At 67.4% G+C, this 17,761-nt stretch carries 24 protein-coding genes; 19 read left to right on the top strand and 5 right to left on the bottom strand.

Annotation, left to right across the window (positions count from 1 at the left end; all coding sequences use genetic code 11):
- Window positions 1–40 precede the first annotated feature (40 nt).
- Window positions 41–892 (bottom strand): bifunctional DNA-formamidopyrimidine glycosylase/DNA-(apurinic or apyrimidinic site) lyase, encoded by an 852-nt coding sequence (gene mutM / locus OE647_RS15325; RefSeq protein WP_263722632.1) that lies wholly within the window; start codon window positions 890–892, stop codon window positions 41–43.
- Window positions 893–976: 84 nt separating this feature from the next.
- Here mutM and ubiE point away from each other — a divergent pair, with 84 nt between their 5' ends.
- Window positions 977–1,729 carry a bifunctional demethylmenaquinone methyltransferase/2-methoxy-6-polyprenyl-1,4-benzoquinol methylase UbiE gene (gene ubiE, locus OE647_RS15320; protein WP_263722631.1) on the top strand — a complete coding sequence of 251 codons (753 nt, stop codon included), beginning with the start codon at window positions 977–979 and terminating at the stop codon, window positions 1,727–1,729.
- 1 nt (window position 1,730) lies between these two features.
- Window positions 1,731–3,260: a 2-polyprenylphenol 6-hydroxylase gene (gene ubiB / locus OE647_RS15315; protein WP_263722630.1), complete on the top strand. Its 1,530-nt coding sequence runs from the start codon at window positions 1,731–1,733 to the stop codon at window positions 3,258–3,260.
- Window positions 3,261–3,269: 9 nt separating this feature from the next.
- Here ubiB and OE647_RS15310 read toward each other — a convergent pair whose 3' ends face one another.
- Complete coding sequence (locus tag OE647_RS15310; RefSeq protein WP_263722629.1) at window positions 3,270–3,926, bottom strand: flagellar hook capping FlgD N-terminal domain-containing protein; 657 nt, start codon at window positions 3,924–3,926, stop codon at window positions 3,270–3,272.
- 10 nt (window positions 3,927–3,936) lie between these two features.
- Window positions 3,937–4,434: a flagellar hook-length control protein FliK gene (fliK, locus tag OE647_RS15305; RefSeq protein ID WP_263722628.1), complete on the bottom strand. Its 498-nt coding sequence runs from the start codon at window positions 4,432–4,434 to the stop codon at window positions 3,937–3,939.
- Window positions 4,435–5,417: 983 nt separating this feature from the next.
- Here fliK and OE647_RS15300 point away from each other — a divergent pair.
- The 6 genes from OE647_RS15300 to OE647_RS15275 all read left to right on the top strand — a co-directional run bounded on the left by OE647_RS15300 (window position 5,418) and on the right by OE647_RS15275 (window position 9,104).
- Complete coding sequence (locus tag OE647_RS15300; RefSeq protein ID WP_263722627.1) at window positions 5,418–5,699, top strand: rod-binding protein; 282 nt, start codon at window positions 5,418–5,420, stop codon at window positions 5,697–5,699.
- The gene (locus OE647_RS15295) at window positions 5,689–6,042 is read left to right on the top strand and encodes a hypothetical protein (protein WP_263722626.1); all 354 of its coding nucleotides are present in this window, start codon (window positions 5,689–5,691) and stop codon (window positions 6,040–6,042) included. The genes OE647_RS15300 and OE647_RS15295 overlap by 11 nt, the downstream gene beginning before the upstream one ends.
- Window positions 6,043–6,238: 196 nt before the next feature.
- Entirely contained in the window at window positions 6,239–7,453 is a 1,215-nt protein-coding gene (locus tag OE647_RS15290) for a flagellin (RefSeq protein ID WP_263722625.1), read from the top strand.
- Window positions 7,454–7,528: 75 nt separating this feature from the next.
- Window positions 7,529–7,891 (top strand): flagellar biosynthesis regulator FlaF, encoded by a 363-nt coding sequence (flaF, locus tag OE647_RS15285; protein WP_263722624.1) that lies wholly within the window; start codon window positions 7,529–7,531, stop codon window positions 7,889–7,891.
- Window positions 7,888–8,292, top strand: coding sequence for a flagellar biosynthesis repressor FlbT (gene flbT / locus OE647_RS15280; protein WP_263722623.1), 405 nt, complete (start codon window positions 7,888–7,890; stop codon window positions 8,290–8,292). The genes flaF and flbT overlap by 4 nt, the downstream gene beginning before the upstream one ends.
- Window positions 8,289–9,104 (top strand): DUF1217 domain-containing protein, encoded by an 816-nt coding sequence (locus tag OE647_RS15275; protein ID WP_263722622.1) that lies wholly within the window; start codon window positions 8,289–8,291, stop codon window positions 9,102–9,104. The genes flbT and OE647_RS15275 overlap by 4 nt, the downstream gene beginning before the upstream one ends.
- Window positions 9,105–9,180: 76 nt before the next feature.
- Here the strand turns inward: OE647_RS15275 and OE647_RS15270 are convergent, their stop codons facing one another.
- Window positions 9,181–10,503 (bottom strand): FliI/YscN family ATPase, encoded by a 1,323-nt coding sequence (locus OE647_RS15270; protein ID WP_263722621.1) that lies wholly within the window; start codon window positions 10,501–10,503, stop codon window positions 9,181–9,183.
- 82 nt (window positions 10,504–10,585) lie between these two features.
- Here OE647_RS15270 and OE647_RS15265 point away from each other — a divergent pair, with 82 nt between their 5' ends.
- From OE647_RS15265 to OE647_RS15220, 10 genes are all read left to right on the top strand, one after another.
- Window positions 10,586–10,975: a FlgB family protein gene (locus OE647_RS15265; RefSeq protein WP_263722620.1), complete on the top strand. Its 390-nt coding sequence runs from the start codon at window positions 10,586–10,588 to the stop codon at window positions 10,973–10,975.
- A gap of 11 nt (window positions 10,976–10,986) precedes the next feature.
- Window positions 10,987–11,373 carry a flagellar basal body rod protein FlgC gene (gene flgC / locus OE647_RS15260; protein ID WP_263722619.1) on the top strand — a complete coding sequence of 129 codons (387 nt, stop codon included), beginning with the start codon at window positions 10,987–10,989 and terminating at the stop codon, window positions 11,371–11,373.
- An 8-nt stretch (window positions 11,374–11,381) separates the two neighbouring features.
- Window positions 11,382–11,675: a flagellar hook-basal body complex protein FliE gene (gene fliE / locus OE647_RS15255; protein ID WP_263722618.1), complete on the top strand. Its 294-nt coding sequence runs from the start codon at window positions 11,382–11,384 to the stop codon at window positions 11,673–11,675.
- Window position 11,676: 1 nt separating this feature from the next.
- The gene (locus tag OE647_RS15250) at window positions 11,677–11,943 is read left to right on the top strand and encodes a flagellar biosynthetic protein FliQ (RefSeq protein ID WP_263722617.1); all 267 of its coding nucleotides are present in this window, start codon (window positions 11,677–11,679) and stop codon (window positions 11,941–11,943) included.
- A gap of 1 nt (window position 11,944) precedes the next feature.
- On the top strand, window positions 11,945–12,661 hold the full coding sequence (locus OE647_RS15245) for a flagellar hook-basal body complex protein (protein ID WP_263722616.1): 717 nt from the start codon (window positions 11,945–11,947) through the stop codon (window positions 12,659–12,661).
- Window positions 12,662–12,671: 10 nt separating this feature from the next.
- Window positions 12,672–13,457, top strand: coding sequence for a flagellar basal-body rod protein FlgG (gene flgG, locus OE647_RS15240; RefSeq protein ID WP_263722615.1), 786 nt, complete (start codon window positions 12,672–12,674; stop codon window positions 13,455–13,457).
- Complete coding sequence (gene flgA / locus OE647_RS15235) at window positions 13,457–13,876, top strand: flagellar basal body P-ring formation chaperone FlgA (protein WP_263722614.1); 420 nt, start codon at window positions 13,457–13,459, stop codon at window positions 13,874–13,876. The genes flgG and flgA overlap by 1 nt, the downstream gene beginning before the upstream one ends.
- A 9-nt stretch (window positions 13,877–13,885) precedes the next feature.
- On the top strand, window positions 13,886–14,596 hold the full coding sequence (flgH, locus tag OE647_RS15230) for a flagellar basal body L-ring protein FlgH (protein ID WP_263722613.1): 711 nt from the start codon (window positions 13,886–13,888) through the stop codon (window positions 14,594–14,596).
- Between the two features lie 8 nt (window positions 14,597–14,604).
- On the top strand, window positions 14,605–15,090 hold the full coding sequence (locus tag OE647_RS15225; protein ID WP_263722612.1) for a flagellar basal body-associated FliL family protein: 486 nt from the start codon (window positions 14,605–14,607) through the stop codon (window positions 15,088–15,090).
- A 113-nt stretch (window positions 15,091–15,203) separates the two neighbouring features.
- The gene (locus OE647_RS15220; RefSeq protein WP_263722611.1) at window positions 15,204–15,557 is read left to right on the top strand and encodes a hypothetical protein; all 354 of its coding nucleotides are present in this window, start codon (window positions 15,204–15,206) and stop codon (window positions 15,555–15,557) included.
- A 181-nt stretch (window positions 15,558–15,738) separates the two neighbouring features.
- Here OE647_RS15220 and OE647_RS15215 read toward each other — a convergent pair whose 3' ends face one another.
- A complete protein-coding gene (locus OE647_RS15215; RefSeq protein ID WP_263722610.1) occupies window positions 15,739–16,299 on the bottom strand; it encodes a TlpA family protein disulfide reductase in 561 nt (186 codons plus the stop codon).
- 25 nt (window positions 16,300–16,324) lie between these two features.
- Between OE647_RS15215 and argH the strand changes: the two genes are divergently transcribed.
- The gene (gene argH, locus OE647_RS15210) at window positions 16,325–17,722 is read left to right on the top strand and encodes an argininosuccinate lyase (protein ID WP_263722609.1); all 1,398 of its coding nucleotides are present in this window, start codon (window positions 16,325–16,327) and stop codon (window positions 17,720–17,722) included.
- Window positions 17,723–17,761: the final 39 nt, after the last annotated feature.

The raw sequence follows: 17,761 nt of genomic DNA, 5'->3' as shown, positions 1-17,761 counted from the left end.
CGTGTCGCCGGAACCTAACAGCCGGGGCCGCGCAATCAAGTCATCTTTGGCAGCGCGGACAGAAGAAGGTCGAGCGCCCCGACTGCACGATCCGCGCGACGGTTCCCCCGCACCCTTCCCGCGCGCAGCCTTCGTCTTCCCGGTCGTAGACGCGGAACGTGTGCTGGAAATAGCCCAGTTCGCCATCCGCCTGGCGGTAGTCCCGCAGCGACGAGCCTCCGGCCTCGATCGCCTCCAGCAGGACCGCGCGGATGATCGGCACGAGGGACCGCACCCGCGCGGACGACAGACGCCCGGCGGCGCGGCGCGGGTCGATCCCCGCACGGTGCAGAACCTCGCAGACATAGATATTGCCCAGCCCTGCAACGATCTTCTGGTCAAGCAGCGCCGCCTTCACCGGCATCTTGCGGCCCTTCAAGCGCTCGACGAGGTAAGCCTCGTCGAAGGCGTTCCCCAGGGGCTCCGGCCCGATGCCACGCAAGAGCCAGTGCGCTTCCGCCTCGGCCGTTGGCATCAGGTCCATCGCCCCGAAGCGGCGCGCGTCGTTGAAGGTGACGCGCGCGCCGCCTTCCATGTCCAGGATGACATGGTCGTGCTTGGCGGGCGCCGGATGGTCATGATGAAACGCGCCAAGCGTCACGCCCGAAATTAGCATGCGGCCCGACATGCCGAGATGGATCAGCAGCGTCTCCTCGGTGGACAGGTCGGCCAGGATGTATTTCGACCGCCGCCGGAGCCGCTCCACCCGCGCGCCGGTCAGACGCGCCGCCATCCCCTCGGGCAGGGCGAAGCGCAGATCGGGGCGGTTGACCGTCGCGCAGGCGATCACGCGCCCCTCCATCACCGGAAGAAGGCCGCGCCGGACGGTTTCGACCTCGGGCAGTTCGGGCATTGCGGGTCGTGTCCTTTCCGCCGCATTGTCTCTGCGGCCAAGGCTTCTATAAGAAGGGCGAGTTGGCACAAACGGCAAGGGCCCATGACCGAGCGCGACACCCGCACGACCCATTTCGGGTTCCAGACCGTCGAGGAAGACCAGAAGGCCGGCATGGTCCATGGCGTCTTCACCCGCGTCGCCAACCGCTACGACATCATGAACGACGTGATGAGCGCAGGCGTCCACCGTCTCTGGAAGGACGCGATGATGGACTGGCTCGCGCCCCGGCCGGGCCAGCGGCTGCTTGATGTCGCGGGCGGAACGGGCGACATTGCCTTCCGCTTCCTGAAACGCGCCCCGGGCGCGACGGCGACGGTGCTCGACATGACCGAGTCGATGCTGATCGAGGGGCAGAAACGCGCCGACGCCGAAAACATGGCAGACCGGCTGTCCTGGATCGTCGGCGATGCCATGGCCCTTCCGTTCGAGGCCAACAGCTTCGATGTCTACACCATCAGCTTCGGCATCCGGAACGTCACCCGCATCCCCGACGCGCTGTCCGAGGCCTACCGGGTGTTGAAACCGGGCGGGCGCCTTGTGGTGCTGGAGTTCAGCCAGATCCCCAATCCCGCGCTGCAATGGGCCTATGACCGCTATTCCTTCAATGTGATCCCGGTCATGGGGCAGATCGTCGCCAATGACCGCGACAGCTATCAGTACCTGGTGGAATCGATCCGCCGCTTCCCCGATCAGGAGACCTTTGCCGCCATGATCCGTGAGGCCGGTTTCGAACAGGTGAAATACCGCAACCTCACCATGGGCGTCGCCGCGCTGCATTCAGGCTGGAAGATCTGACATGCGCGGACCCCACAACCTCTGGCGGCTGATCCGGACCGGTGCGACCTTTGAGCGGACCGGCGCGATGAAAGTGGCGCTGGAAGCGATGGAGGCGCCGCCGCGCCTGCGCGCGCTGGCGCGGGTTCTGGGCTGGCCCTTCAAATGGCTGGGCTATGCCGGCGACCCCGCCCTGCCCCCGATCACGCGGGCGATCACGGCCCTTGGACCCGCCTACATCAAGTTCGGCCAAGTGCTTTCCACCCGCCCCGACGTGGTGGGGGTGGAGTTGTCGAACCAGTTGCGCGTCCTTCAGGACAAGCTGCCGCCCTTTCCGCGCGCCACCGCGGTCCGGGTCATCGAATCCGAACTCGGCCGCCCCTTGAATGACATCCTGAGCGAGCTTTCCGAGCCCGTCGCCGCCGCCTCGATCGCGCAGGTCCACCGCGCCCGGACTGCGGCCACCGGTGAGGAGGTCGCGGTCAAGGTGCTCCGGCCCGGGATCGAGCGGGCCTTCCGCCGCGACATCGACGCCTTCCACTTCGCGGCCGGGCTGATCGAACTGCTTTCGCCCGCCTCGCGGCGCCTGCGCCCCTCCGATGTCATCGCGCATTTCGAAAGCGTCGTGGCGGGGGAGCTTGACCTGCGGCTCGAATGCTCGTCGGCCTCGGAATTCGCGGACAAGACCGCGAAGGACAAGGGCTTCCAGGTGCCCAAGCCCTATTGGCAGTTCTCCTCGCGCCGGGTGATGACGCTCGGCTGGGCGGAGGGGATACCGCTGGGCGATGTGGAGGCCATCCGCGCGGCGGGTCATGACTGCGTGGCGCTGGCCGAACGGGTGATGCAACTGTTCCTGAGCCACGCGCTGCGCGACGGTTTCTTCCATGCCGACATGCATCAGGGCAACCTGAAGGTCGCGCCGAACGGGGATCTCATCGCCTTCGACTTCGGCATCATGGGCCAGATCGACGAATATACCCGCCGCGTCTACGCCGAGATCCTGATCGGATTCATCCGCAAGGACTACCGGCGTGTCGCCGAGGTGCATTTCGAGGCGGGCTACGTTCCGGCGGACCGCAACATCGACGATTTCGCCCGCGCGCTACGCGCCGTGGGCGAGCCGATCTTCGGGATGGAGGCGAGCCAGATCTCCATGGCGCGGCTGCTGAGCTACCTCTTCGAGGTGACGGAGCGGTTCGGGATGCAGACGCGGACCGAGTTGATCCTGCTTCAGCGGACCATGGTGGTGGTGGAAGGCGTTGCGCGGTCGCTCGACGCGCATATCAACATCTGGCAGGTCGCCCGCCCGGTGGTGGAATCCTACATCCGCGAAAACGTGGGGCCGCAGGCCCTTCTGCGCGACATATTGCGCACCGCGCGCGTGCTGGGTCGCTTCGGCCCGAAGCTGCCGGGCCTTGTCGAGACGATGCTGAGCGAACGTACGTCGCCGCCACCGGCACCGGCGCGTCTTGGCCTGCCCGCCGCCCTGGGGCTGGTCTCGCTGGGCGTGGCGGCGACCCTCGCCATTGTCGGGATCGCGGCGCTGTTCTGAGCCTTGCCCTCAGGCGGCAAGCCTCAGCGCCTTGACCTCGGACGGGGCAACCTCTGCGCCGCCCGCGAGGACAAGCACGGCATCCGCGCCGCTGCTGCGCACCTCGGCAACCGTCGCATAGGCGCCCGCCGCGGAAAAACCAAGCGAGCTGCCCGCGGCAAAGCTTTCGACCCTGAAGGCATAGGTGCCGCGTGCCAGCTGCGCGCCGCCGTAGCCCTCCCCGGACCATGTGACCGAGGTCTGGCCGGGGACAAGGTCCATGCGCCCCACCTCATGCCCCGCGGCATCGCGGACCACCAGTTGCGCGGCATCGGCGCCGGGACTGGTCGCGACCTGAAGCACCACGGGCGCCCCGTCATAGGAGACCGGCGCCTCCGTCAGGGCCTGCCGTCCGATCCAGGTCGCGTATTCACCAAGCCCGGACAGGCCCAAACGATCGCTAAGACCTTGCAAGAGCTGGTTGGTCCTGACCTGCTGCTCGACGCCCGAGAATGTCGCGAGCTGCGCGGCGTAGTCGGACGATTCGATCGGGTTCAGCGGGTCCTGGTTTTGCAACTGAGTCGTCAGCATTTTCAGGAACGTGTTGAAATCGCTTTCGATAAGGGCGCCCCCCGAGCCCGAACCCTGGGCCAACGTGGGTGACGACGATAGGGATGAAATCTCCATGCTTTCTCCTTCAAACTCTCAGATCCAGACCTGCGCCCACTTGGGTCGTAGCGGCTTCGACGGCGGCCGGATGGCTGCCTGGCGGACCGGCCACGCCCTCCGCCTTGCTGTCGGAAACGGTCTCGCCCCCGCGCCCCGGCGCTTGCCCCCCGCGCTGCTGGCCGAAGTGGAAGCTGCAATTCCCGAACCCGGCGGCGCGGAATTCGGCGGCCAGAAGATCCGCGTGGCGCCGCATCAGGTCGGAGGTTTCGGCACGGTCCGCGACGACAGTCACCGCGACTTCGGCGCCACGGCGCTCGATCGAGATCCGGACATGGCCGAGTTCCTCTGGCCGCAGCGTCACGTCCACGCCCTCGGGCCGGACCGCGACGGCCGCCGCCAGTTGTTCGGCGATGCGCGAGGCTGCCCCCGGAAGGTCGCGGCGCGGGTCGCCGAACGTCCCCGCCCCAGGCGCAAAAGCTGCGGGTATGAGAGCGGTTGCAACCGGCGCGGGTGATGGGAGGGCCATGGGTTCGGTTCCCCCGTGCTCAGTCCTTGTGGACGTCGGGCGCTGCCCTTCGCGGCGCGCATCGAAAGAAATGCCTGGACCGGGCCGGAGGTCCCCCTTCCTCCCCAGTCCCGCCTTGGCCATCCCGGTGGCCACCGCGGGCTCCATCGGGTCCTCATTGTCCGTGCCGCCGGGGTCCGACGCTTCGGGACAAGGGTCCTCGCCCTCTGAAGAGGGGCCTGCGCCTTTCGCCGTGGCGCGACCCTCGGCTTCAAGTGCTGCTGCGACGTCTATTTCGCCACCAAGAATGGCGCCGTCAGGCGGCGAAGCCACCTTGAGAAGATCTGCCGCCGGTTGGGAGCCGTGCAATTCAGCCCCGACTTCTTCGAAAGGGAAACCGCCCGCTGGCGTCGCGCCGCCATCCGGTGCGTCGATCGTGGGCGAAGCCGCCACCGCGCCGCCCTCGGGCGTACCCCGCCCAAGCGCCGCGCAAGGCCGGTCCTCATGCCCACCGGCATCGGTGCCGCCCTGCAGACACCCCTCCGCGACCGGCGCCGTGTCGTCATCACCCGCTGGCCCTCGCAGGGACTTCGCCAAGGGCGCCGGCGCCGGGACATAGGCCGATATGTCGGAAGGCAAATCGGCCTCGCGCCGCCGCGCACGCTTGAAGGCTTCGTCTTGCCGCCGGGTTGCCAGGTCGTTTGCGAGATGACGCCGGCCCTCCCCTGCGCGCCGATGCGGCTCGCCGGAGCCGCGCCCTTCCCCCGGAACGGGCGCGCTTGCCGGATCGTCATAGGCGCGCAGGAAGGCCCCTGAGCCCCCCGCCCCACCAATTGGCGCCGGTTGCTGGGGCCTGGGGCCCAACCCACCCACGAGTGCCGTGTCGCGAAGCTGCCGTTCCATCTGCGAACCATCGTTGATCTGTCCGCAGTGTTCCCGATGGTGATTACCGCATCTTTACCGCTGCCGGAAAATATCGCCGTCAAAGCGGATTGGAGGCAGAAATGAACATAGACGGACCCGGGCCCTTGTCCTCAGCGACCAGCACGGCCTGTGGCGCGCTGCGAGTCGCGGCCAGCGAGCTTGAGACCTCGTTTCTTGAGGAAATGCTTCAGCATGCAGGCCTTGGCGACCAGTCCGGCGCGTTTTCCGGCGGTGTCGGGGAGGCGCAGTTTGCCTCGCTCCTCCGGCATGAACAGGCCGCCGCGCTGACCGAGGCGGGGGGGATCGGCCTTGCCCAGCGCATCTTCGATCATCTTGCGGAAAGATCCGGCTGTGACCGATGAACGCGCGCTGCTCGATGACCTCCACGCGCTCCTGACGCGGGAGAAAGCCGCCCTGCGGGCCGCGGACTTCGGGGCGCTGGCAACGCTGGTCCCCGCCATCGAAGCGCTTTCGCAGCGGCTTTCGCCCATGATTGCGGCGCTCGACAGACACGCGCTCGACAGCTTGCGCCACGCCCTGGATGAGGTGAACCGCCTGTCCCTAGCTTCGCTTTCGGGGCTGTCGGCCGCGCAGGCCCGGCTGGAGGCCCTGCGCCGGCCGGGGGGCGATCTGAAGACCTACGATGCAGACGGCCGGATTGCCTGCGTCACGACCACCATCGCATCGGTCGAACGCCGGGGCTGAGCGGAGATCGATAAAAGGCAAGGCAATTGGAGGCCGGGCTTAGCGATCTCTTAGAGGTTCGTCGCGATGGTGGGCCTGCATCCCGGACAGGGATGGCGCGGCGCCAAGGCTCCGCATCGGTCAGAACGCCCCCCGAAGCGCCGCCCGCGGCGGCATCCATCCCGGCGCAAAGCGCCGTCCCAGAAAAGGATCGAAAATGTCGAGCATTCTGACGAACACCAGTTCCATGGTCGCCCTCCAGACGCTGAAGGGCATCAACGCAAACCTCATGAAAACCCAGGACGAGATCTCGACCGGGAAATCCGTCGCCTCGGCCAAGGACAACGCCGCCGTCTGGGCCATCTCCAAGGTGATGGAAGCGGATGTGAAGGGCTTCAAGGGGATCTCCGACAGCCTTTCGCTGGGCGAATCCACCGTCGCCGTCGCCCGCCAAGCGGCCGAGACGCTCACCGACCTTCTGACGGAGGTCAAAGGCAAGATCGTCGCCGCGCAGGATGACAACGTCGATCGCGCCAAGATCCAGACCGACATCGTGGCACTTCGTGACCAGATCGCGACGGTCGTCGGCGCCGCGCAGTTCAACGGCCTGAACCTTGTCGACGGGTCGCAGTCCACGGTCGATGTGCTCGCCTCGCTCGACCGCCAGTCGGACGGGTCGGTGACGACCTCCTCGATCAGCATCGCGGCGCAAGACCTGTCGATTGGCGGTTATGCTGCGTCGAATATCTTCAACGCCTCAACCGGCGGCACGATCTCGACCGATGGCGACAGCTTCGTGACCACGCTCGACAAGGCCGGCGGCTCCGACGACCTGACGATCGCCAACGGTGGCACCTGGGCGGCGGGCGACCAGGTGTCGGTCGCGATCGGGGACAAGACGGCCACCTATACTGTCACCGCAAACGACATCCTCGCGGGCTCCTCCACCGACGACCTGGTGGCGGTCGGGCTCAAGAACGCGATCGACGGTCTGGGCATCGCCGGCATCAGCGTCGACTACGACAGCGGCACGCCGGGTCAGCTGGTCTTCACCAACGACGGCAGCCAGGACCTGACGGTCACCGGGCAGTTCAAGAACGCGGGCGCGGGCGGGCTGGGCCTGCTGTCGACGGTCGATGTCTCTTCGGCCGCCGGGGCTGCGCAGGCGCTCTCGAATATCGAGGGGCTGATCCAGACCGGTATCGACGCGGCGGCCGCCTTCGGCTCCAGCGAGAGCAGGATCGCGATCCAGAACACCTTCGTCAGCAAGCTTTCCGATGCGCTCAAGGCGGGCATCGGGTCGATGGTCGACGCGGATATGGAGGAGGCCTCCGCGCGCCTTCAGGCGTTGCAGGTGCAACAGCAGCTGGGGGTCCAGTCGCTTTCCATCGCGAACCAGGCGCCGCAGAGCATCCTGTCGCTCTTCCGCTGATCGCCCGCGCGTGGCGGCACCGCGCCGCCACGCGCGCCCTTCCTGTAACGGCATTCAAACTTCTTCGGGGGCACCGTGAACGCACATCTTCTTGCCCAGGATTCCTATGCAGCCACCGCCGCATCCGTGCGAACCCCACGCGCGACGGAATACGCCTTGCTTGCCCGCACGACCCATGCGCTCACGCATGCGGATGGGTTTGCCGCACTGGTCCGGGCGCTGCACGACAACAGGCGGCTCTGGACGACGTTGGCCGCCGATGTGGCCGAGCCCGGCAATGGCCTGCCGCAGGAGTTGCGCGCGCGGCTTTTCTACCTGTCCGAGTTCACCGCCCATCATTCGCGCAAGGTGCTGGCTGGCGAAGCGGACGCGGGCGCGCTGATCGCGATCAACACAGCCGTCATGCGCGGCCTGGCCGGTGAGGAGGCGAAGGCGTGAGCGGACTTGTCCTGAAACTCGCCCCGCATGAACGGCTCCTGATCAACGGCGCGGTGATCGAGAACGGCGACCGCCGGTCCCGGCTCGCGATCCTGTCGCCCAACGCGAACATCCTGCGCCTGCGCGACGCAATCCATCCCGAAGAGGCGAATACCCCCGTCCGGCGGGCGTGCTACATCGCGCAACTCGTGCTTTCGGGCGATGCGGACCCGGTGCAGGCGCGCCAGCAGATCCTGCGCGGCATCGAACAGCTCAGCCAGGCGCTCCGCGACGAAGACAGCCGCATCCAGCTTTCGACGGCGACCGAGGCGGCGATCTCGGGCCAATTCTACGCCGCGCTCAAGGCCCTTCGCATGCTTCTGCCACGCGAAGCACGGCTGCTGGCAACACACACCACATGAGTTTCAGCCCGATCATACCGGCGGGTGGCCTCGTTGGTTGGCGGTTTCTCAACCGGACGCTGGAGCGGCAGCAGAGCGCCTTTTCGGACGACAAGACGCTCCAGCGCGAAGAGGCTTATTTCCGCGCGAATATCGGCAAGGTCCGCACCGCGGGGGAATTGGTCGCCGACCGCCGGCTCCTGTCCTTTGCCCTCGACGCCTTCGGCCTTGGCGGCGATCTGGCCAACCGCGCTTTCGTTCGCAAGGTGCTCGAAAGCCGAAGTGGGGACAGCGGCGCGCTCGCCAACAAGCTTGCCGACAAGCGGTATCGAGAATTCGCCGGCGCCTTCGGTTTCGCGGAGCCGGGCGGTCCGCGCACCACCCTGTCCGCCCGCGTTGAAAGAATCGTGAACCAGTGGCGGCAGGAACGGTTCGAACAGGCCGTCGGCACGGTAGACGAGGATATGCGCATCGCCCTGAACGCACGCTCAGAAATCGCGCGGATCGCAGATCAAGCCGGCACCGATGACGGGCGGTGGTACGCCGTTCTGGGGTCCGCGCCGCTGCGCGCCTTCATTCAGGCGGCCCTAGCCCTGCCCTCGAGTTTCGCTTCGATCGACCTCGACAAGCAGGTGGAAACGCTGCGCGGCCGGCTACGCAGCACGGTGGGCGAAAGCGAAGTGTCCGCCCTTTCGAACCCCGCCAAGCTTGAGAAACTCACTCGCTCCTATTTTCTGCGAAGCGATGCCGCGCCGAGCGCCTCTTCTGGCACGACGGCACTGACGCTACTGAGCCAAGCCGCCGCAAGCAACCGGCTGTCACGGCGCTTCTAAGCCATCCGAACGCAATTGAGGCCCCTCAAGCCGCGGGACCCGTCGCGGGGGCGGCTCAGGTGGTCGCGGGGGCGGCTCAGGTGGTCTCGGCGGAGGCCAGGATGCCCGAAAGCCGGTCGAAGCTTGCCTCGACGCCGCCGGGCGCGGGTTCCGCAAGGAAGGCGTCCAGCGCAGGCCAGACCCGGACGGCCGCATCGACCTCAGCATCCGAACCCGGAAGGTAAAGGCCGGACTGGATCATCAGCTCGGTCCTGGCATAGGCCCCAAGCAAGCGCCTGACGCACCTGATCTGCGTGTTTTCCTCGGCCGTCGCCGCCCTTGGCAGAGAGCGCGAGACGGACCGAAGCAGATCGATCGCCGGAAACCGACCGCGTTCGGCAATCGCGCGATCAAGGACCACATGCCCGTCGAGCACCCCGCGGAGCAGGTCTGAGACAGGTTCCTCCATATCGGACCCGGCGACGAGAACGGTGAAAACGGCGGTGATGTCGCCCTGACCTTCCGTACCGGGACCCGCACGCTCCGCCAGCGCCATGACGGTCTGGGCGAGCGAGGGCGGATAGCCGCGAAAGCTCGGCGCCTCGCCCGCGGCGAGCGCGACCTCGCGGTGCGCATCGGCAAAGCGCGTGACCGAATCGGCCAGAAGAAGCACATGCTGCCCCTGCTCACGAAAATACTCCGCGACCGCCATCGCGGACCAGGCGCAGCGGCGGCGCATCAGGGGCGATTGGTCCGAGGTCGCGGCTACGATGACCGTGCGTGCCATGGCCTTTGCGCCAATGACCTCTTCGGCGAACTCGCGCAGTTCACGCCCGCGCTCGCCCACAAGCGCGAGGATGACGACATCGGCCTCAAGCCCCCGCGCAAGCATCCCCAGGAGGGAGGACTTGCCCACGCCAGAGCCCGCGAAAAGCCCGATCCGCTGCCCCCGCACGATCGGCAGGACCGTGTCGAAAGCAGCCGAGCCGGTGGCCAGACGTGCGCCCAGGCGGCGCCTTCGGACCGGGTCGGGCGGCGGCGGGCACAGGTCTTGCGGCAGAGGCCCGGGATAGATCCGCCGCCCGTCCAGGGGCCGGCCCAGCGGATCGATGATGCGCCCCAGCCAATCCGCGCCGGGCCGCAGCGCCGACGGCCCCTGGCACTCGACCGCGTCACCGATCCGCGCGCCGCCGATCGGACCCTCGGCCAGCACGGCGGCCCCCTGCGCGTTCAACCCGATGACCTCACCGCCGGTTCCCCCGGCCGAAAGCAGCCGGACGCGATCCCCGATCGCCAGCTGCCCCTCGCCGGCAAAGACGCGGATGATTCCCTGTTCGATCGCGGTGATCCGCCCGATGATCCGCATGGGGGCGCAGGTCGCTATTTCGGCGCACAAAGACTCCAGCCCGGCAAGAGACATTCCGTTCTCCCTTGGTTCTCCCTTACCGTTTCTAAAGGAATCGGGGTTAAGGCTTGATTGAAAGCGCGGAGGAGAAGCCCCGATGGTCCAACAACCCCAGATCCTGACAATCGCATCGGCACTGGCCCGCCACACGGCCATCCGGCAGGCGCTTGTGGCCCAGAACATCGCCAACGCCGACACGCCCGGCTATCGCGGCCGCGACCTGGAGGATTTTTCCACCCTCTTTGCCAGGGGGGGCGATGGGGCCATGCGGGCCAGCCGCCCGGGCCACATCGGGCAGTTCGCAAGCTTCGGCCTGACGGAACCCCAGCCGGTCGCCGGGGGGGGCAGCATGTCGCCCAACGGCAACGATGTCTCACTCGAGGATGAGATGGTTCGCGCTGCCGCCATCCGCCAGGACCACGATCTCGCGCTGTCGGTCTACCGGACTTCGCTGGGCGTGCTGCGCACCAGCCTTGGCCGCGCCTGAGGGGGACATCGATGTCTGACCTTTTGCAGGGTTTCGCCATTTCGGCGGACGGGTTGCGCGCGCAGGCCATGCGCCTGCGCCACCTGTCCGAAAACATCGCCAACGTCGATACGCCCGGATACCGGCGCAAGCTGACCACGTTCGAGCCTGCGGCACTGGATGGGGGCGCATCCGTCCGTCTGGGGCCGGAACGCCTCGACCCGGGCGAATTGCCCCGCATCTTCGCACCGGGCCACCCGATGGCGGACGCGACCGGCTACTACGACGGGTCGAATGTCAACATCGTGATCGAACTGGCCGACGCGCGCGAGGCACAGCGCAGTTACGAGGCCAACCTGCGCATGTTCGACCAGTCGCGGCAGATGGCGCGCGACCTGATCGAACTGCTCAAGCGATAGGAGCTGACATGATCAACGCAAGCTTTTCCGCTCTTCGGGCCTACACGGCCAGCAAGACCGCGACCCAGCCCGCCGCCAGCGCGGCCGAGGGCAGCCCGTCGCCAATGGCCCGCGCGCTCGGCAGCTTCGCCGACACGCTTGCCGCACAGGAGGCCACCGCGATGCAGGCGATGACGGGCGGCGCCGATCCCCATGCCCTGGTCGAGGCCCTGGCGCAGACGGAGCTCGCCGTCGAGACCGCGGTGACGCTGCGAAACAAGGTCGTCGAGGCCTATCAGGAAATCCTCCGGATGCCGGTGTAGCATGAGCGAGTCCCAGTTCTTCGACATCCTGCGCCAATGCCTGTGGGTCGCCACCGCGACCTCGGCGCCGCTCCTGGCGGTGGCGCTTGTGGTCGGGGTGGCCATCGGCCTCCTGCAGGCACTGACGGCCGTTCAGGAAACCACGCTGACCTTCGTGCCGAAGCTCGGCGCGATGCTGGCGGTGTTCTGGGTTGCCATGACCTTCATGTCCCACAGCATCGTCGATTTCTTCGTCGCCGGCGTGCTGCCCCTGATCGAGAGGTCCTGAGATGGACAACGCGGGCTACACGACCCTGAACCGGCAGGCGGGCTTGATGCAGGAAATGCGCGCCATCGCCAACAATATCGCGAATGTCTCCACCACCGGCTTTCGCAAGGAAGGCGTCGTCTTTGCCGAGCACCTGGCCCGGCTGGGCGCGGATGAACCGACACTTGCGATGGCCGACGGGGTCGCGCGCGTGACTGACCTGCGCAGTGGCCCCTTGCTGCCGACCGGCGGCGCGCTCGACCTCGCGATCGAGGGCGATGGCTTCTTTCTACTGGCGACCGCCGAGGGCGAAAGGCTGAGCCGCGCGGGCAGCTTCGCGCTCTCGCCAGAAGGGGAGCTGGTCGCCGCAGACGGCGCGCGGCTTCTCGACGCAGGGGGCGCCACAATCACGATCCCGCCCGGCGCCGGCCAGCCCGCCATAGCCCGGGACGGGACCCTGTCGGTGGGCGGCACGCCCGTCGCCCAGATCGGCCTCTATGCAACGGCGGACATGGCATCTCTGATCCATGACGGCGGCACCCGTTTTGCCGTCACCGGCCCGATGGAACCCGTTGAGGCACCGCGGATCCACCAGGGGTTCCTCGAAGGTTCGAACGTCGAACCGGTTCGGGAGATCGCCCGCATGATCGAGGTGCAGCGCGCCTACGAAATGGGCCAGGGCTTTCTTGACCGTGAAGACGGCCGCATCCGCGCCGTCATTGAAACCCTTGGACGCTAGGAGGTGAACCATGCGCGCCCTTGATATCGCCGCGACCGGGATGAGCGCCCAGCAGCTGCGGGTGGAGGTCATCTCGAACAACCTCGCGAACATGTCCACGACCGCCTACAACGCCCGCCGTGCGGAGTTCGCGGATCTGCACTACCAGCAGCTGACCCGGCCCGGAACGGTCAACGCCAACGACGGCACGGTCATCCCGACAGGGGTGCAGATCGGACTTGGCGTCCGCCCCGCAGCGGTCTCCGTCGATGTGGCGCAGGGGTCGCTTGCGCGCACGGGCGGCGACCTCGACCTCGCCATCGACGGCTCGGGCTATTTTGAGGTCACGCTCCCCTCCGGCCTGTCCGGCTACACCCGTGACGGCGCGCTGAAACGCTCCGCCGACGGGCTCGTCGTCACCTCGGATGGCTACCCCGTCGCACCGGGCATCACGATCCCGGACGAGGCGCGGACGATCTCCGTCAACCCCGCTGGTGAGGTCTATGCCTATTTCAACGACAGGGTTGAACCGGAGCTTCTCGGGCAGCTGACGCTTGCTGGCTTTGCAAACGAGAAGGGGTTGGAGGCGACGGGGTCGAACCTTTTCCTGGAAACGACGGCCTCCGGGCCCGCGACCATCGCAGCGCCAGGCGAAAACGGGCTGGGCGGCCTGCGCCAGGGATATCTTGAGGACAGTTCGGTCGATCCGGTGCGCGAGATCACCGAACTCATCAAGGCCCAGCGCGGGTACGAGCTGAATGCCAAGGTGATTTCCGCAGCGGACCAGATGCTGGGCGCGACCACGCAGGTGCGCTGATGCGGTGGATTCCGCTCGCCCTGGCCCTGGCCGCGTCGCCAGCGATTGCGGAAACCGCGATCGCGGCCCGGACCATCCCGGCCCGCACGATCCTGTCCCAGGCGGATCTCGCCGCCAGCCCGGACGAGGTTCCGGGCGGGGCAAGCCTCGAAACGGCCTTGGGGCTTGAAGCCCGCGTCACGATCTTCCAGGGACGACCCATCCTGCGCGCCAATCTGGTGCCGCCCGCCTTGGTGGAGCGCAATCAGACGGTGCGCCTGCTTTACCGGCGCGGCGGGCTGACCATTGTCGCGGACGGGCGCGCGCTCGACCGGGCCGCGGCGGGCGACAGCATCCGTGTGCTGGCCTCTGGCACCCGGACGACGGTGACGGGCCGCGTAATGGGCGACGGGTCGATACAGGTATCAACATCTGAATAGGGGGGCTGGATGCGCAGCCGGGCACTTCTGCTTATTCTCATCGCAACCACGGCCTGCGGGCGGCTTGAAAACGTCGGACGGGCGCCGGCCTTCAAGGCCTCTGACCGCGGGGAGGAATTCACCGCCATGGCCGGGACGGCCCTGCCCTATGCGCAACCGACCCAGGCATCGCTCTGGTCAAAGGGGCGCGGATCGCTTCTGGGCGACAGGCGCGCGGTGCAGCGCGGCGATATCCTCACCGTGGTGATTGAGATCGACGACCGGGCAGAGATCTCCAACAGTTCGGCCCGGTCGCGGGCCGGGGCCGAAAGCCTGGGCGTGCCCTCGCTCCTAGGGCTCCCACAAATTGTGGACCGGGCGCTGCCCGATGGCGCCAGCATGGCCGACGCGGCCTCCGCCAAGTCGCGGTCGTCCTACAGCGGCGACGGTTCGGTCTCCCGCAAGGAGAAGATGACGCTGCGCGTTGCCGCGACGGTGATCGAGGCCACGGCCAACGGCGTCCTGCGGATCGACGGATCGCAAGAGGTGCGTGTGAATTTCGAACTGCGCGAACTCCTAGTCAGCGGCTTCGTCCGGCCCGAGGACATTTCCCGACAGAACGAGATCACCTATGACAAGATCGCGGGCGCGCGCATCTCTTACGGCGGGCGGGGCCAGATCACGGATGTTCAGCAGCCGCGGATCGGCCAGCAGATCACCGACATCATCCTTCCGTTCTGAGGCCAGCGATGGGCAAGCTTCTTCCGCTGCTTCTGGTTCTGCTTGGCCTTGGGGGGGGCGTGGGCGCGGGCTGGGCCCTTCGCCCCGCCCCGGGGGCGGAGGCGGATGAGGCCTCCTGTGGCCCGCCCCCCGAGGCGGAGGCCCATGCGGCGGCGCCGGACGCGCCCAGCGAAGTCGAGTACGTGAAGCTGAACAACCAGTTCGTGGTGCCGGTCATGGAAGGCGGGGACATTCGGTCGCTCGTCATCTTGAGCCTGAGTATCGAGGCGGAAGCCGGACAGGCCCAGGCGATCTACGCCCGCGAACCGAAACTGCGCGATACGTTCCTGCGGGTCCTGTTCGACCATGCGAACACAGGTGGGTTCGACGGCTCCTTCACCGAAAGCGGAATGTTGGAGCACCTGCGCCGTGCGCTAAAGGACGCGGCGCGCGACATCATCGGGGCGCCGGCGCAGGACGTGCTGATCCTCGACATCATCCGCCAGAAGGCCTGAATGCGCGGCATCGCGCCGGCCTGCGGGCTCAACACCGGCCGCCATCCCCGATCGCCGGGCCTTGACATGGCGGCCACGACGCGCGACCCCGTCGCAAATGACAGGAGGCGCCGATGTCCGAAAAGCCCCAGAAGCCGAAACGTCCGCAGCAGGTCTATACGCTGCTGGTCCAGGTCGGGCGCAGGACCGGTGACGGCTTGCCCAAGGGCGCGAACGGCGCGGCCTTGATGGTCTATGCCTCGGGCGTGGATGAGGACGAGGCGGTTCGCGAAACCGTCGCGATCCTGAAGCAGGCCGACCTCAACCCGCTTGACGTGACCGGCTACGGCACCCTTGAGGAACGTATCGCGCAGGGGCATGAGATCGAGGCCGAAGAGCGTGCGCTGATGGACCGTGCGTTGGCGGAAAACGCGGTGATCGTCGCGCAGATGACGCCTTTCTTCGACAGCCCTCAAGGGCGGGGCTGACTCAGTCGGCAGGCCCAAGATCGACGGCCTCGGGGCGCGACGATTCTCACGCGGTTCCCGCGCGACCCGACGGTCCATCCTAAAGGAAGCGATCTCCCGCGTTCGCCGGCGCCTGCCCATCTTGGAACCGGGCTTTGTTCCCGGAACGGTCCCGGCCCAGAACCCCTCGAACGATAGCCGCCTAGGACCGGCCCGCGATCAGGGCAGCGACGATGGCCTGCGCCTCGGGCCCGTCCCAGACAGCATCGCCGATCAGGCGCGCGATCTCTCGCCCCTCGGGGTCGATCAGGACCGTGATCGGCAGGCCAAGGACGCCCATGGCGCGGGCGAACGCCTGGCGGGTGTCGCGCAGGATCGGCAGCCGGGTGATCCCCTCTTCCGCGAAGAGCTTCTGGATCGCCGGCACCGGATTTGGGCCCGTCGCCACGGTCACGACCGCGAAATCCTCGCCACCCAGGGCAGCCTCCAGCCGGTCAAGCGACCCCAGTTCGGCCCGGCAGGGCGCGCACCAGGTCGCCCAGAAGTTCAGGAGTACATAGCGGCCCGCGTATTCGGACAGGCCGTGCTCTGCCCCCTCGGCATCCAGCAAGACCGCCTCGGGAACCGGCTGCGGCGCGTCGGAAAACACGAGCTTTTGCATGTCACCTTGACGCAGCGCCTCCAAAGCCTCGGTGTCCGCCGTCTGGGCGTTTGCACCGAAGGCCAGCGCCGTGTAGAGGACGGCGGACAGAAACTTGCGCATGTTGCCTCCGAAAGGCCCGTTGACGATGACCGACAGCACGAAATCCTCCAACGCGATGTGGGGCGGGCGCTTCGCCGCCGGACCGGACGCGATCATGGAGGCGATCAATGCCTCCATCGGGTTCGACCAGCGGCTTTACGCCCAGGATATCCGGGGCAGCCGGGCCCATGCGGCGATGCTGGCCGCCCAAGGCATCATCACCTCTAAGGATGCGGAGGCGATTGGGGAAGGGCTGCTCACGGTCTTGTCAGAGATCGAGGGCGGAAACTTCGCCTTTTCGACCGCGCTGGAAGACATTCACATGAATGTCGAGGCGCGGCTGAAAGAAGTGATCGGCGAGCCCGCCGGACGGCTCCACACCGCGCGGTCGCGCAATGACCAGGTGGCGACGGATTTCCGGCTTTGGGTGCGCGACCAGGCGGACGCGGCGATCGCGGGCTTGAGCGCGCTGGTGCGCGCGCTGCTGGCGCAGGCGGAGGCCGGGGCAGACTGGGTGATGCCCGGATTCACCCACCTTCAAACCGCGCAGCCCGTCACCTGGGGCCACCACATGATGGCCTATGTCGAGATGTTCGCCCGCGACATCGGCCGCTTCACCGACGCCCGCGCCCGGATGAACGAATGCCCGCTGGGCGCGGCCGCGCTGGCCGGAACCTCGTTCCCGATCGACCGTCACGCGACGGCTGCCGCCCTTGGCTTCGACCGGCCGATGGCCAATTCTCTGGATGCCGTGTCGGACCGCGACTTCGCGCTGGAATTCCTCGCCGCCGCCTCGATCTGCGCTATGCACCTGTCGCGCTTCGCCGAGGAGCTGGTGATCTGGTCCTCGGCCCAGTTCCGCTTCGTGGCGCTGTCGGACCGGTTTTCGACCGGCTCCTCGATCATGCCGCAGAAGAAAAACCCCGACGCGGCGGAGCTGATCCGGGCGAAGATCGGGCGCATCATGGGTGCCAATGTCGCGCTGATGATGGTGATGAAGGGGCTGCCGCTCGCCTATTCCAAGGACATGCAGGAAGACAAGGAACAGGTCTTCGACGCCGCCGACAACCTGATGCTGGCCCTGGCCGCGATGGAAGGCATGGTGCGCGACATGACCGCGAACCGCGCCAATCTGGAACGCGCGGCGGCCTCGGGCTTTTCCACCGCGACCGACCTCGCCGACTGGCTTGTGCGCGAGCTTGGCCTGCCCTTCCGCGAGGCGCATCATGTCACCGGTGCGCTGGTGGCGCTCGCCGAGAAGAAGGGGTGCGACCTGCCGGAACTGACGCTCGCTGACATGCAGTCCGCCCACGCCGGGATCACCGAGGCGGTCTATTCCGTGCTGGGTGTCCACAACTCCGTCGCCAGCCGGCAAAGCTACGGCGGAACCGCGCCCGACCAGGTGCGCGCGCAGGTCGCCCGCTGGAAGGAGGCGCTGAAATGAGGACCCTCTGGGCGCTGGCAGCGCTTGCCCTCCTGGCCT

Source organism: Albidovulum sediminicola (genome assembly GCF_025751575.1).
Taxonomy (GTDB): Bacteria; Pseudomonadota; Alphaproteobacteria; order Rhodobacterales; family Rhodobacteraceae; genus Albidovulum; species Albidovulum sediminicola.
The sequence above is the reverse complement of the archived record's forward strand: the minus strand, read 5'-3'. Positions and strand labels throughout refer to the sequence as shown.